Raw genomic sequence first — 12,812 nt, forward strand, 5'->3', positions numbered from 1 at the left:
GCGTGCGCGTTCAGGGCGCGCGACTGGCGGTCAGATCGACCTTGATCTCAACGCCAAAGCCAAGCGAATTTGGGTCGGTCATCCCGGTGCCCACGTCAAACTCGCGCCGATCCACCGAGAGCGCGCCGCTGACGGTGGCGGTGTCGCCGTCAATTGCAAGATCAAAAGGCATTTCGACCGGCACCGATTGGTCGCGGATCGTGAGCGCGCCGCGCGCCACATGGCCTTGGTCGGTCTTAAACAAATCGGCGCTGAACTCTGCTGTCGGGAAGGTGCTAACGTTGAAATAATCCGGCCCCATCGCCTGTTTGGTGACCGATCCAAGCGAGAGCGACTCGATTGCGATGGTGACCGTGACGCTGCCATGTTTGCCCGCCGCGTCGCCGGTCTCGTCATAGGTGATATCGGCGGTCCAGTCGGCAAAGCTGCCCTGCACCGATGATCCCATCTGCTCTACGGTGATCTGAAGGCTACCGTCCGAGACGGTCCAGTCGCTTTCGACCTGCGCAAGGCCCGTGGTTTGCGCCCCGTCGCCCGCGCCGAACAGGCCGATCATGCCCGCCCCGCCAAGCGCCGCCAGCCAGACCGCAAGCGCGGTCACGAGTGGCAGCACATGACCGGGCTGGCGCGCGGTCGGTCGGCCGGGGGTATGACCCGGCAGCATCCGGCGCAGCGTGGCGTCTCCATCCAGCAGGTGATGCTTGAGCGCCCCCGCCACATGTGCGCCAATCGCGCCGATCAGCACCCATTGCAGGATATAATGCAGCGTGCCCGCAAGCGCCGAGAGGGGCTCGGATTTCGGCACCAGTGGCAGGTTTTGGCCCAAGGGCCACCAGATCGGCGCAAAGCCCGAGGTGGCCGCGTGATGCACCCAGCCCGACATCGGCACCATGACAAGCGAGCCATAAAGCAGCCAATGCACGGTCTCTGCCGCCCAGGCCTCGGCCCATTTGTCGCCATTGAGCAACCCCGGCTTGGGCTGGCTTATCGCCCAGGCTATGCGCGCAAGAGCGACAAAGAACATCGCCACGCCAATGGTTTTGTGCAGGGAAAACAACACCGTGGTACGGTTGACCAAGGCCTCGGTCGGGGCGATCTGAACCTCATGCGCAAGATCGGTGGCGATCAGGCCGATCGGAATGTTGGACAGGATCAACAGCGCGGTCAGCCAGTGAAAGGTTTTCGTCACACTGCCATAGGTGCTGGCCGAGTTGCTGGTTGGCATCGCTTTGATCCTTCTGGTTGCGCGCTCACTCTAGCCAAACGACGGGGCGGGGCAATCGCATCTGGCGCACAGGCCCGGTGCGGCCCTGCAACACACTCGAAGGGCGTTGCCATAATCCGCCCGGCGCGGTATCCCAAGGCACTTTTAGGGAGGCAAAAAGCATATGAACCGAGCATTCGTATTTCCCGGGCAGGGGGCACAGACCACCGGCATGGGGCAGGCATTGGCCGAGGCCTATCCGGCATCCAAAGCGGTTTTCGACGAGGTCGACGAGGCGCTTGGCGAAAATCTGTCGGGGTTGATCTGGGAGGGGGACCAGGACACGCTGACCCTGACCGAGAACGCCCAACCGGCCTTGATGGCGACCTCGCTGGCGGCGCTGCGCGCGCTTGAGGCGGAGGGCTTTGAGATTTCGCGGGCCGGTGGCTTTGTCGCCGGGCATTCGCTTGGGGAGTATTCCGCTCTGGCCGCCGCTGGCGCGCTGAGCATTGCCGATACGGCGCGGCTTTTGCGGATTCGCGGGCTGGCCATGCAAAAGGCCGTGCCGGTGGGGGTTGGCGCCATGGCCGCCATTCTGGGGCTTGATTACGAGGCGGCCCGCGCCGTGGCGGTCGAGGCCGCGCAGGGCGAGGTCTGTCAGGCGGCCAACGACAATGACCCCGGTCAGGTCGTGGTCTCGGGCCATAAGGCCGCGGTCGAGCGTGCGGTCGAGCTGGCCAAGGCCAGGGGCGCCAAGCGCGCGGTGCTGTTGCCGGTCAGCGCGCCGTTTCATTGCTCCCTGATGGCCCCGGCCGCCGAGGCAATGGCGGCGGCCCTCGCCGAGGTCAGCTTTGCCGCGCCGGTGGTGCCGCTGGTGGCAAATGTGCGTGCGAGCGCCGTGCAGGACCCGGATGAAATTCGCGCGCTTCTGATCGAGCAGGTGACCGGCGCCGTCCGCTGGCGGGAATCGGTGCTTTACATGGCCGCTCAGGGCGTCACCGAAGCCTGGGAAATCGGCGCGGGCAAGGCCCTGTCGGGGATGATCCGGCGGATTGACCGCGAGATGGCCTGTCGTGCGGTCGGCACGCCCGATGACGTCAAGGCCGCCGCAGAGGCCTTTGCAAGCGCCTGAATCAAGAGCAGTTTATAACGAAAGGACGATAGATGTTTGATCTGACAGGAAAATCCGCGCTGGTCACGGGCGCATCCGGCGGCATTGGTGCCGCGATTGCACGGGCGCTGCACGGTGCGGGGGCCACGGTCGGTCTGAGTGGGACGCGGGTTGAGCCGCTTGAGGCCCTGGCCGGCGAGCTTGGTGAACGTGCCCATGTGCTGCCCTGCAATCTTGGCGACAGCGAGGCGGTCGAGGCGCTGCCCAAAGCCGCGATCGCCGCGATGGGCAGCCTTGATATTCTGGTCAACAATGCCGGGATCACCCGCGATCAGCTTTTCATGCGGATGTCGGACGAGGATTGGCATAGCGTCATCGACGTCAATCTGACGGCGGCCATGCGTCTGTGTCGTGGTGCGGTGCGCCCGATGATGAAATCCCGCTGGGGCCGAATCATCAATATAGGCTCGGTCGTGGGCTCGGTCGGCAATCCCGGACAGGTCAATTATGCCGCTGCCAAGGCCGGTCTGGTCGGCATGACCAAATCCATCGCCTATGAGGTGGCCAGCCGTGGCATCACCGCCAATGCGGTTGCCCCCGGTTTTATTGCGACGCCGATGACAGACAAGCTTGGCGATGAGCAGAAAGCCGCGCTGAATGCGCAGATTCCTGCCGCGCGGATGGGCACGCCGGAAGAGATTGCGGCGGCTGTGCTGTATCTTGCCAGCCCCGAGGCGGGCTATGTCACCGGCGCGACGCTGCATGTGAATGGCGGCATGGCGATGATCTGAGCCGGGCCTGCTCGGCGGTTTCAAATTGAGCGCTACCGCGCGCTTGATTCGCGAGAATGGAACGGTGACGCTCGTGTCTTGATGAGCGCGCTTTTTTGCTGGCGGTGGAATTGAGTATTTTTGGAAAGATGAAAGCAGGGCAGGGCGTGACCAAGTCTGATCGACCATACGGTGACGTCCGGCAAGCTCCATGGGCCGGGCATCCCTCTGTATAGTGCCGACAGAATGCTGCGACGGGTCGCGTGGGATCGTGCAAAAAGCGCAAGGCGGCCGCGACACACCTTTGTCTGAGTGCAAATCTCTGTGCGGTGAAAGCATTTGCCAATGCCGCGCCATGTGCTATAGGCGGCGCAGAATTGCCGGGGGGATAAGCGGATTCTCCCGGTGGGCCGCAGATTGCGGGTAGTCGAGAGCCGCCCGCTGGGGCACTATCAAAGCCGCCCTCTGAATTTATTCGGGGGCATAAAACGGGCAAGACTGCCCATGAAACGATGAGGATTATGACATGAGCGATATCGCAGACCGCGTTAAAAAGATCGTTGTGGAACACCTGGGCGTTGAAGAGGACAAGGTTGTCGAAAAAGCCTCGTTCATCGACGATCTTGGCGCTGACAGCCTGGACACGGTCGAACTGGTCATGGCCTTCGAAGAGGAATTCGGCATCGAGATCCCCGACGATGCTGCCGATACCATCCAAACCTTTGGCGACGCGGTGAAGTTCATCACCGAAGCCTCCTAAGTTTTTCGCCCTGTGCGAAGGAAGGCCCTGCCGGTTGGCGGGGCCTTTTGCGTTGCGGGGGATGCAAGAGACTCTGTTGCTCCGCCGCGAAACGCGTCTATCATGCCGATTTGGGAACAGTGTTAAGTGCGCGAAACAAGCACAGTCTGTGTCGACCGGTACAACCGCCGGGGGTTAGACCTGAAAAAAGGGCGCGACGATGATCCTCTATCCGACTTTGGAAATTCTGAACGGCAAATGCGTCAGCCTGACGCGTGGGCGGCTGGACGAACCGGTTATCTGGCATGTGGACCCGGTCGAGACCGCCCGCGGCTTTGCGGCGGCGGGGGCGGACTGGATGCATCTGACCGACATGAACGGGCTGCGCGGCGAGGACGGCAATGACGAGCTTATCGCCGAGATCATTCGCGCGGCGGGCATTCCTGTGCAATTGGGCGGCGGTTTCCGGTCGCGCGATGCGATCAGCCGCTGGATCGACAAGGGGGCGGGGCGCATCGTGCTCGGCACCATGGCGGTGCGTGATCCCGAAACCGTGAAAGAGATCGCCAAGTTCCGTCCGGATCAGATCGTTGTAGCCGTCGATATCTTTCAAGGGAAATTGATGACCGATGGCTGGCGCAGTCAAAGCGCGATCAGCCCCGAAGACTTTGTCAGCGCTTTTGACGGGGTGCCGCTTGCGGGGATCATCGTGACCGATATTGACGCCGATATCGAGGACAGCGATGGCAGTCTTGGGGTGATCTCGGGTCTTGCGGCCACCACCCGCCAGCAGGTGATCGCCCGTGGCACGGTGCGCAGCGTGGATGATGTGGCACGGCTGAAGTACATCCCCAATATCGCCGGCACTTTGATTGGCCGCGCCCTTCTGTCCAAGGATGTGGATCTTGGCGCCGCACTGGAGATTGCGCGCGCAACGCCGGAGCCGACCGCACCGTTCGAATAGGCCGACCTGGCCTTTTGCCCCGGGCGGCGTGCCCAAAATCCCGGCATGCCGTCGCGTAGCCATGCGCGCGCCTCTTGCCCCCCGGTGGCAAGCCGGGGTAAGAGCTTTTAACGAATATGTACTGAAAGGGCAGCATTATGCGGCGTGTCGTTGTCACAGGTCTGGGTCTGGTGACCCCGCTTGCATCCGGGGTTGAAGAAAGCTGGAAGCGTCTTTTGGATGGGCAGTCAGGTGCGGGCACCATTACCCGCTTTGACCCAAGTAACGTGGTCACCAAATATGCCTGTGAGGTACCGCTTGGCGATGGCAGCGATGGCACCTTTAACGCCGATCATTACATGCAGCCCAAAGAGCGCCGCAAAGTAGGCGATTTCATTCTCTACGGCGTGGCCGCCGCCCAGCAGGCGGTGGAAGATGCCGGCTGGATGCCCGAGGATGAAGAAAGCCGCGAGCGCACCGGTGTGATGATGGGATCCGGCATTGGCGGGCTGAGTTCGATCGAGGAGACCACGCTTGTTATCCGCGACAAGGGCGCGCGCCGCGTGTCACCGTTCTTCATCACCAGTGCGCTGATTAACCTGATCAGCGGGCAGGTCAGTATCCGCTATGGGTTCAAGGGACCAAACCACGCGGTTGTTACGGCGTGTTCGTCCGGGGCGCATGCGATTGGCGATGCGGCCCGCCTGATCATGTTTGACGATGCGGATGTGATGCTGGCCGGCGGCGCCGAGGCGGCTATCTGCGAGATAGGGATTGCCGGATTCAACGCCTGCAAGGCTTTGTCGACCAAGCGGGCCGATAACCCACAGGCCGCCAGCCGCCCCTATGATGCGGACCGTGATGGTTTCGTCATGGGCGAGGGCGCCGGTGTGGTGGTGCTGGAAGAGCTTGAACATGCCCGCGCGCGCGGGGCCAAGATTTACGCCGAGGTGCTGGGCTATGGCATGTCGGGCGATGCCTATCACATCACGGCACCTGCCGAAGATGGCGATGGCGCCTATCGCGCGATGAAATCGGCACTGAAGCATTCCGGTCTTGAGCCGTCGGATGTGGATTACATCAATGCCCATGGTACAAGCACGATGGCCGACACGATCGAGCTGGGGGCGGTCGAGCGGCTCTTGGGGAATGCAGCGGCCAAGACCTCGATGAGTTCGACCAAGTCGTCCACAGGGCATCTGTTGGGGGCGGCAGGCGCGATTGAGGCGATTTTCTCAATCCTGGCGATTCGCGACCAGGTCGTGCCACCGACGATCAACCTCGACAATCCGGCGGTCGAGACTCCTCTGGATCTGGTGCCGAATGTCAAACGCGAACGCGACGTGAATGTGGCGATGTCGAACAGCTTTGGCTTTGGTGGCACCAATGCCTCGGTCTGTTTCGGGAAAATGCGCTGATGTGGCGCCATATTGCGTCTAATTTCCTGACGCTTCTGGTCGTCATCATCTTTCTGCTCGGGGGGATGATCCTCTGGGGACAAAAGCAATATAGCACCAGCGGCCCTCTGAGCGAGGCGATGTGCCTTCGGGTCGAACCCGGAAGCACGATGCGGCGGATTTCGCGGCGCCTCGAAGACGAGGGCGCGATTGCCAGCGGCACGATCTTTCGCATCGGTGCGGAATACGGCGATAAAGTCGACGATCTCAAGGCAGGCAGCTGGCTTATCCCCGAGCGCGCCAGCATGTCACAGATCACCGATATCATCACCCGCGGCGGCGCCAGCAGTTGCGGCACCGAGGTGGTGTACCGGATCGGCATTGCCAGCGCCGAGGTGCTCGTGCGCGAGCTTAACACCGGCACAGGGCGCTATGAGGAAAGGATCGCGTTTGATCCGGCCATCGACGAGGCGCGCCCCGATCTTTTCACCCGCGTGCGCGGGCAGGCCGACACCCGCTATCGCATTGCTTTGGCGGAAGGCGTGACAAGCTGGCAGGTTGTGGAAGAGCTCAAGTCGGTTGATGTTCTGGAAGGCGCGGTCGCGGAGCTGCCTGCCGAAGGCTCGCTTGCCCCCGATAGCTATGAGGTGCGCCAAGGTGACACCCGCGAGAGCGTGATCGCCCGCATGCGTGCGGCGCAGGATTTTATCCTGGCCGAGGCCTGGCAGAACCGCGCCGAGGATGTGCCGCTGGCAAGCGCCTATGAGGCACTCATCCTCGCCTCGATCATCGAGAAGGAAACCGGCGTTGCCGAAGAGCGCCGCCAGGTGGCGAGCGTCTTTACCAACCGCCTCAAGCGCGGCATGCGCCTGCAAACCGACCCGACCGTGATTTACGGCGTGACCAAAGGTCAGGGCATTCTGGGCCGCGGACTGCGCCAAAGCGAATTGCGCGCCGCCACGCCCTGGAACACCTATGTGATCGACGCTCTGCCGCCGACCCCGATCGCAAATCCCGGCCGCGCCAGCATCGAGGCGGCGGTCAATCCGGACAGCACCGATTATATCTTCTTCGTGGCCGATGGCACCGGCGGCCACGCCTTTGCCCAAACCCTCGAAGAGCATAACCGCAACGTCGCCAAATGGCGCGAGATCGAAGCAGAGCGCGCGGCCAACTAGGACCGGCTGCGCTCTGCGGCCTCTGTGGATTGAGTATTTATGGAAAGATGAAAGCCAGATGCAGCGCTCTGGTTTCTTCTTGCTTTAAATATCCCCGCCGGAGGCTCCCGCAGGTACAACCGGGCGTGCAGGTGCGGGACAGGCGGTTCCTAGCCCTTGGCGCAGGAGATACAGCGCGTTGCCGCCGGATCAAGCGCCAGCCGGGCCTGGGCGATATCATCGCCACAATCCTCGCAATAGCCGAATTCCCCCTCATCCATACGCCGCAGGGCCATCTCGAGCCGGGCCTTGAGGGTCTGACGACGCAGGTGGCTGGCCTTGGCCATGGCCTGATTTTGCAGAGCATCCATTCGGCTCAACCGGCCCACGGCCTGTTGATCAAGCTCGACCGTGGCCTGAGCCGACTGGCCAAGTGCATCCTCTTGCGCCAGTTCTGTGAGCAGGGCGTTGATCCGGGCGCGAAATCGGCTCTGGTCGTTCTCATTCATTTTGCTTATGCCCCCGATCACGCCTTTGCATTTTATTGATCCTGCCTATCTGTTATACTTGATCCAATCCAGAGGAGCATAGACGTGGCGAAAATACATTCAAAACTGGCGGAGCTTGATCCGGTCTGGGCTCGGATTGCGTCCGAGGCAAAAGGGGCCATTGCCGATGAGCCGCTTTTGGGCGGGCTGATTCATTCAAGCGTTCTGCACCATGATACCTTCGAATCGGCGCTGGCCTATCGGATTTCTCTCAAGTTGACTTCGAATGAAATGCCCGAACAGATCCTGCGCGAGATTTGCGACAAGGCACTGAACTCGGACCCCAACATCGGCCTGTCGGCGCGCGCGGATATTGTTGCGGTCAATGACCGTGACCCGGCCTGCGATCGCTTTATCCTGCCGCTGTTGTTCTTCAAGGGATTTCAGGCGGTGCAGGCATACCGCATTGCGCATTGGCTCTGGAGCAGCGGGCGCCGCGATCTGGCGCGGTTCTTTCAGATGCGGGCCTCTGAGGTGTTTGGCGTCGATATTCATCCGGCCGCGCGCATCGGCAAGGGCATCATGATCGACCATGCCCATTCCATCGTGATCGGCGAGACCGCCGTGGTTGGGGATAATGTCTCGATGCTGCATTCGGTCACCCTTGGCGGCACCGGCAAAGAAGAAGAGGATCGCCACCCCAAGATCGGCAATGGTGTTCTGATCGGTGCTGGCGCCAAGGTTCTGGGCAACATCCGGGTTGGCAATTGCTCGCGCATCGCCGCCGGTTCTGTGGTGCTTGAAGAGGTGCCGCCCTGCAAGACTGTGGCCGGCGTGCCGTCGCGCATCGTGGGCGAGGCGGGCTGTGCCCAGCCCTCGGTCAGCATGGACCAGCTTTTGGGCGTGCGCGGCGACGGCAAAGACGCCGAGTAAGCAGGGCCCGCGCCCGATACGACGATTTAGCAACGCCCCCGACCGGATCAAACCTTGTCGGGGGCGTTGGTGTTTCAGGCCAGCATGACCATCGGATTTTCGAGGTTGTCGACGATCTGGTTCAAGAGCTCGGCACCCATGGCGCCGTCAATCACCCGGTGATCGACGCTCAGGGTGACTGACATCACCGTCGCCACGGCCAACTCTCCATCGCTTCCGACGACGGGCTGTTTCTTGCCTGCACCGACCGCAAGGATCGCGCCATGCGGCGGGTTGATCACTGCGTCGAAATTATCGATGCCGAACATGCCGAGGTTGGAAATCGCGAATGTGCCGCCCTGGTATTCCTGCGGCGCAAGCTTGCGGTCGCGGGCACGGCTGGCCAGATCCTTCATCTCGGTCGAAAGGGCCGAGAGCGATTTCATCTCGGCATCTTTCAGGACCGGCGTGAATAGCCCGCCCTCGATCGCCACGGCCACCGCCACATCCGACGGCTTGAGCTTGAGCACCTTGTCGCCGGCCCAGACCGCATTGGCATCCGGAACCGCCTGAAGCGCAAGCGCGCAGGCCTTGATGATAAAGTCATTGACCGAGAGTTTGACGCCGCGCCCTTCGAGCTGTTTGTTGAGCTCGCCACGGAATTTCATCAGCGCATCAAGCTTTATATCGCGACGCAGATAGAAATGCGGCACGGTCTGCTTGGCCTCGGTGAGGCGCGCGGCGATGGTCTTGCGCATGCCGTCAAGCTTGACCTCTTCATACTCGCGACCCTGATACATCGCCATGACCGCCTCCGAGGACGGGCCGCTGGCCATGCTGGCCGGGGCAGGGGCCTTGTCGGCGGACTTGGTGGCCTCTTTCGCCGGTGCGGCAGAGGGCTTGGCACCCTCGACATCGGCCTTGACGATCCGGCCATGCGGGCCAGAGCCGGTGAGACCGGCAAGATCAACGCCCTTGTCGGCGGCAATCCGGCGCGCCAGGGGCGAGGCGAAGATACGCCCGCCATCACCGTCAGTCGGCGCTGCGGGCGCTTTGGTCTCGGACGCTGCCGCAGGGGAGGCGGTCTCGCTTTTGGCATCGTCCTTGGGTGCCTCGGCCTCGGCAGGGGCGGCAGAGCCGCCCGCCGAACTGTCACCAGCCTTGATGTCATCGGCGCTTTCACCCTCTTCCAAGAGCACGGCGATGGCGGTGTTCACTTTCACGCCCTCGGTGCCCTCTTCGATCAGGATCTTGCCGATGGTGCCTTCGTCCACCGCCTCGAATTCCATTGTGGCCTTGTCGGTCTCGATCTCGGCCAGAAGGTCACCGGCGTTGACGGTGTCCCCCTCCTTGACCAGCCATTTCGCGAGCGTGCCCTCTTCCATGGTGGGCGAGAGGGCGGGCATGAGTATTTCGGTTGGCATTAGTTGTCCTCCCGCACGACAATACGGTCAAATGGTCTGCGGACCACACCGCCTTTGATTTTCGATTCAGCGGCTTTCACGATCTCTTCAATATTATTTTCAACCCAAGCATCGCGATCAGCGTCTGAACAGTCATCTCCCACTTCGTCGTCGAGTAATTCTGCCGGAATGAATACAGTATGCTTTTGGTCCGGCGCGTTCAGGCGGAATTCTCGCCCATTTCCGTCAGTGGACTGATTTATCGAGACTTTTGACATTCTCACATCCTTACCGGTAGGTCACTTGGCGCACGGCGTCGATCACCTCGGTGGTCGAGGTCAGCGCCAGCTTTTCGAGATTGGCCGCGTAGGGCATGGGCACGTCCTTGCCGGTGCAGTTGATGACCGGCGCGTCGAGATAATCGAACGCGCGCTCCATCAGCGTGGCCGAGATGTGGTTGCCAATCGAGGCCACCGGCCAGCCTTCCTCAACCGTGACGCAGCGGTTGGTTTTCATGACGCTGGCAATGACGGTGTCGTAATCAAGCGGGCGCAGGGTGCGCAGGTCGATCACCTCGGCGCTGATGCCGTCTTCGGCAAGCTTGTCGGCCGCCTCAAGCGCATAGGTCATGCCGATGCCAAAGCTGACGATGGTCACGTCAGAGCCTTCGCGCCAGATCTTGGCCTTGCCGAAGGGAATGGTGAAGTCATCCAGTTTAGGCACCTCGAAAGAGCGCCCGTAGAGGATTTCGTTCTCAAGGAAAACAACCGGGTTCGGGTCGCGGATTGCCTGTTTCAAGAGGCCCTTGGCACAGGCCGCCGAATAGGGCTGTACCACTTTCAGGCCGGGGATTTGTGCGTACCAGGCCGCGTAATCCTGGCTGTGCTGGGCGCCGACGCGCGCGGCGGCACCGTTGGGGCCGCGGAACACGATCGGACAGCCCATCTGCCCGCCGGACATGTAAAGCGTCTTGGCGGCAGAGTTGATGATCTGGTCGATCGCCTGCATGCCAAAGTTCCAGGTCATGAATTCGACGATCGGGCGCAGGCCGCCAAAGGCCGCGCCAACCCCGATCCCGGCAAAGCCGTGCTCGGTGATCGGCGTGTCGATGACGCGCTTGCCGCCGAATTCCTCCAGGAGGTTCTGGGTGATCTTATAGGCGCCCTGATATTCGGCCACCTCTTCGCCCATGATAAAGACCGACGGATCGCCGCGCATTTCCTCGGCCATGGCGGCGTTAAGCGCCTCGCGCACGGTCTTGGTTTCCATCTCGGTGCCCTCGGGCCAGTCCGGGCTGGTGTCGGCTTTGGGGGCCTCGGGCGCCTTGGCTTGCGCCGGGGCGGCTTTGGGGGCAGTAGCCTCTTCTTTGGGCGCGCTTGCCGGGGCAGCGGCGCTCTGGATATCGTCGGCGCTTTCGCCCTCTTCCAGAAGCACGGCGATGGCGGTGTTCACTTTCACGCCCTCGGTGCCCTCTTCGATCAGTATCTTGCCGATCACGCCTTCATCGACGGCCTCGAATTCCATCGTGGCCTTGTCGGTTTCGATCTCGGCCATGATATCGCCGCTCTTGACGGTATCACCTTCCTTGACCAGCCATTTCGCAAGTGTGCCTTCTTCCATTGTCGGAGAGAGGGCGGGCATCAAAATTTCGGTTGCCATGGGTGTCTCCCCTTCTCAGGCGTTCTGCGGCGCCACATCGGCGTAAATATCGGTCCAAAGTTCCTCGGGGCCGGGCACCGGGCTTTCCTTGGCAAATTCGGCACTGGCGTTGACGATCTCTTTGATCTCCTTGTCGATCGCCTTGAGGTCGTCTTCGGTGACGTGGCTGCCCGAGAGCAACAGATCGCGCACATGCTCGATCGCGTCCTTCTCGTCGCGCATCTTCTGCACCTCTTCGCGGGTGCGATACTTGGCCGGGTCCGACATCGAGTGGCCGCGATAGCGGTAGGTCTTGATCTCCAGGATATACGGCCCCTTGCCAGAGCGGCAGTGCGCCACTGCCTTGTCGCCGGCCTCTTTGACGGCCAGAACATCCATGCCATCGACCGCCTCGCCGGGAATGCCAAAGGCCTCGCCGCGGGTGTAGATATCCGGGCTCGAGGTCGAGCGTTTCTGCGAGGTGCCCATGGCATACTGGTTATTCTCGATGACGAAAATCACCGGCAAATCCCAAAGCGCGGCCATGTTGAAGGTTTCATAGACCTGGCCCTGGTTGGCGGCGCCATCGCCGAAATAGGTGAATGTCACGCGACCGTTTTCATTGTACTTGTCGGCAAAGGCCAGACCGGCGCCAAGCGGTACGTTCGCGCCGACGATGCCATGCCCGCCGTAGAAATGCTTTTCCTTGCTGAACATATGCATCGAGCCGCCCTTGCCGCGGCTGTAACCACCCTCGCGGCCCGTCAGCTCGGCCATCACGCCTTTGGGGTCCATGCCACAGGCCAGCATATGGCCGTGATCGCGGTAGGTTGTGATGCGTTTGTCACCCTCTTCGGCGGCGGCCTCAAGACCGACAACAACCGCTTCCTGGCCGATATAAAGATGGCAGAACCCACCGATCAGGCCCATGCCATAAAGCTGGCCGGCCTTTTCCTCGAATCGGCGGATCAGCAGCATGTCGCGATAAAATGTTTTGAGTTCGTCGGCAGAAACGTTTGGTTTCTTTGTGCTTTTTCGGGCAGCCATGGG

13 protein-coding genes are annotated in these 12,812 nt (G+C 61.7%); 7 read left to right on the top strand and 6 right to left on the bottom strand.

The window, feature by feature from the left end; genetic code table 11:
- Window positions 1-10: 10 nt before the first annotated feature.
- On the bottom strand, window positions 11-1,225 hold the full coding sequence (locus tag BUB78_RS10665; RefSeq protein WP_073197968.1) for a cytochrome b/b6 domain-containing protein: 1,215 nt from the start codon (window positions 1,223-1,225) through the stop codon (window positions 11-13).
- 163 nt (window positions 1,226-1,388) lie between these two features.
- Between BUB78_RS10665 and fabD the strand changes: the two genes are divergently transcribed.
- The 6 genes from fabD (at window position 1,389) to mltG (ending at window position 7,342) form a co-directional block, all read left to right on the top strand.
- Complete coding sequence (fabD, locus tag BUB78_RS10670) at window positions 1,389-2,336, top strand: ACP S-malonyltransferase (RefSeq protein WP_073197971.1); 948 nt, start codon at window positions 1,389-1,391, stop codon at window positions 2,334-2,336.
- Window positions 2,337-2,368: 32 nt separating this feature from the next.
- Window positions 2,369-3,106, top strand: a complete 738-nt coding sequence (gene fabG, locus BUB78_RS10675) for a 3-oxoacyl-[acyl-carrier-protein] reductase (RefSeq protein ID WP_073197973.1) — start codon at window positions 2,369-2,371, stop codon at window positions 3,104-3,106.
- Window positions 3,107-3,611: 505 nt separating this feature from the next.
- Window positions 3,612-3,845, top strand: a complete 234-nt coding sequence (locus tag BUB78_RS10680) for an acyl carrier protein (RefSeq protein WP_073197975.1) — start codon at window positions 3,612-3,614, stop codon at window positions 3,843-3,845.
- A gap of 199 nt (window positions 3,846-4,044) precedes the next feature.
- A complete protein-coding gene (locus BUB78_RS10685) occupies window positions 4,045-4,788 on the top strand; it encodes a 1-(5-phosphoribosyl)-5-[(5-phosphoribosylamino)methylideneamino] imidazole-4-carboxamide isomerase (protein WP_073197978.1) in 744 nt (247 codons plus the stop codon).
- 137 nt (window positions 4,789-4,925) lie between these two features.
- Window positions 4,926-6,185 (top strand): beta-ketoacyl-ACP synthase II, encoded by a 1,260-nt coding sequence (fabF, locus tag BUB78_RS10690; protein WP_073197980.1) that lies wholly within the window; start codon window positions 4,926-4,928, stop codon window positions 6,183-6,185.
- A complete protein-coding gene (gene mltG / locus BUB78_RS10695) occupies window positions 6,185-7,342 on the top strand; it encodes an endolytic transglycosylase MltG (RefSeq protein ID WP_073197982.1) in 1,158 nt (385 codons plus the stop codon). Before fabF ends, mltG begins: the two co-directional genes overlap by 1 nt.
- A gap of 149 nt (window positions 7,343-7,491) precedes the next feature.
- On the opposite strand, the gene BUB78_RS10700 is transcribed toward mltG, so the two are convergent.
- A complete protein-coding gene (locus tag BUB78_RS10700; RefSeq protein ID WP_073197984.1) occupies window positions 7,492-7,830 on the bottom strand; it encodes a TraR/DksA family transcriptional regulator in 339 nt (112 codons plus the stop codon).
- 84 nt (window positions 7,831-7,914) lie between these two features.
- On the opposite strand from BUB78_RS10700, the gene cysE reads away from it, so the two are divergent.
- Window positions 7,915-8,742 (top strand): serine O-acetyltransferase, encoded by an 828-nt coding sequence (gene cysE / locus BUB78_RS10705; protein WP_073197987.1) that lies wholly within the window; start codon window positions 7,915-7,917, stop codon window positions 8,740-8,742.
- Window positions 8,743-8,816: 74 nt separating this feature from the next.
- On the opposite strand, the gene BUB78_RS10710 is transcribed toward cysE, so the two are convergent.
- The 4 genes from BUB78_RS10710 to pdhA are packed head-to-tail and all read right to left on the bottom strand — an operon-like array spanning window position 8,817 to window position 12,809.
- On the bottom strand, window positions 8,817-10,145 hold the full coding sequence (locus BUB78_RS10710; protein WP_073197989.1) for a pyruvate dehydrogenase complex dihydrolipoamide acetyltransferase: 1,329 nt from the start codon (window positions 10,143-10,145) through the stop codon (window positions 8,817-8,819).
- Complete coding sequence (locus BUB78_RS10715) at window positions 10,145-10,402, bottom strand: hypothetical protein (RefSeq protein WP_073197992.1); 258 nt, start codon at window positions 10,400-10,402, stop codon at window positions 10,145-10,147. The genes BUB78_RS10710 and BUB78_RS10715 overlap by 1 nt, the downstream gene beginning before the upstream one ends.
- A 10-nt stretch (window positions 10,403-10,412) precedes the next feature.
- Complete coding sequence (locus BUB78_RS10720) at window positions 10,413-11,783, bottom strand: pyruvate dehydrogenase complex E1 component subunit beta (RefSeq protein ID WP_073197994.1); 1,371 nt, start codon at window positions 11,781-11,783, stop codon at window positions 10,413-10,415.
- Window positions 11,784-11,798: 15 nt separating this feature from the next.
- A complete protein-coding gene (gene pdhA / locus BUB78_RS10725) occupies window positions 11,799-12,809 on the bottom strand; it encodes a pyruvate dehydrogenase (acetyl-transferring) E1 component subunit alpha (protein ID WP_073197997.1) in 1,011 nt (336 codons plus the stop codon).
- Window positions 12,810-12,812: the final 3 nt, after the last annotated feature.

This window comes from Roseovarius marisflavi (genome assembly GCF_900142625.1).
Classification (GTDB): Bacteria; Pseudomonadota; Alphaproteobacteria; order Rhodobacterales; family Rhodobacteraceae; genus Roseovarius; species Roseovarius marisflavi.

Excerpts from the sequence above, each read along its gene's own strand:
- fabF (WP_073197980.1), top strand. The coding sequence starts at position 4,926 with ATGCGGCGTGTCGTTGTCACAGGTCTGGGTCTGGTGACCCCGCTTGCA.
- fabG (WP_073197973.1), top strand. The coding sequence starts at position 2,369 with ATGTTTGATCTGACAGGAAAATCCGCGCTGGTCACGGGCGCATCCGGC.
- BUB78_RS10710 (WP_073197989.1), bottom strand. The coding sequence starts at position 10,145 with ATGCCAACCGAAATACTCATGCCCGCCCTCTCGCCCACCATGGAAGAG.
- mltG (WP_073197982.1), top strand. The coding sequence starts at position 6,185 with ATGTGGCGCCATATTGCGTCTAATTTCCTGACGCTTCTGGTCGTCATC.
- BUB78_RS10685 (WP_073197978.1), top strand. The coding sequence starts at position 4,045 with ATGATCCTCTATCCGACTTTGGAAATTCTGAACGGCAAATGCGTCAGC.
- BUB78_RS10720 (WP_073197994.1), bottom strand. The coding sequence starts at position 11,783 with ATGGCAACCGAAATTTTGATGCCCGCCCTCTCTCCGACAATGGAAGAA.
- BUB78_RS10680 (WP_073197975.1), top strand. The coding sequence starts at position 3,612 with ATGAGCGATATCGCAGACCGCGTTAAAAAGATCGTTGTGGAACACCTG.
- BUB78_RS10665 (WP_073197968.1), bottom strand. The coding sequence starts at position 1,225 with ATGCCAACCAGCAACTCGGCCAGCACCTATGGCAGTGTGACGAAAACC.
- pdhA (WP_073197997.1), bottom strand. The coding sequence starts at position 12,809 with ATGGCTGCCCGAAAAAGCACAAAGAAACCAAACGTTTCTGCCGACGAA.
- BUB78_RS10700 (WP_073197984.1), bottom strand. The coding sequence starts at position 7,830 with ATGAATGAGAACGACCAGAGCCGATTTCGCGCCCGGATCAACGCCCTG.
- fabD (WP_073197971.1), top strand. The coding sequence starts at position 1,389 with ATGAACCGAGCATTCGTATTTCCCGGGCAGGGGGCACAGACCACCGGC.
- BUB78_RS10715 (WP_073197992.1), bottom strand. The coding sequence starts at position 10,402 with ATGTCAAAAGTCTCGATAAATCAGTCCACTGACGGAAATGGGCGAGAA.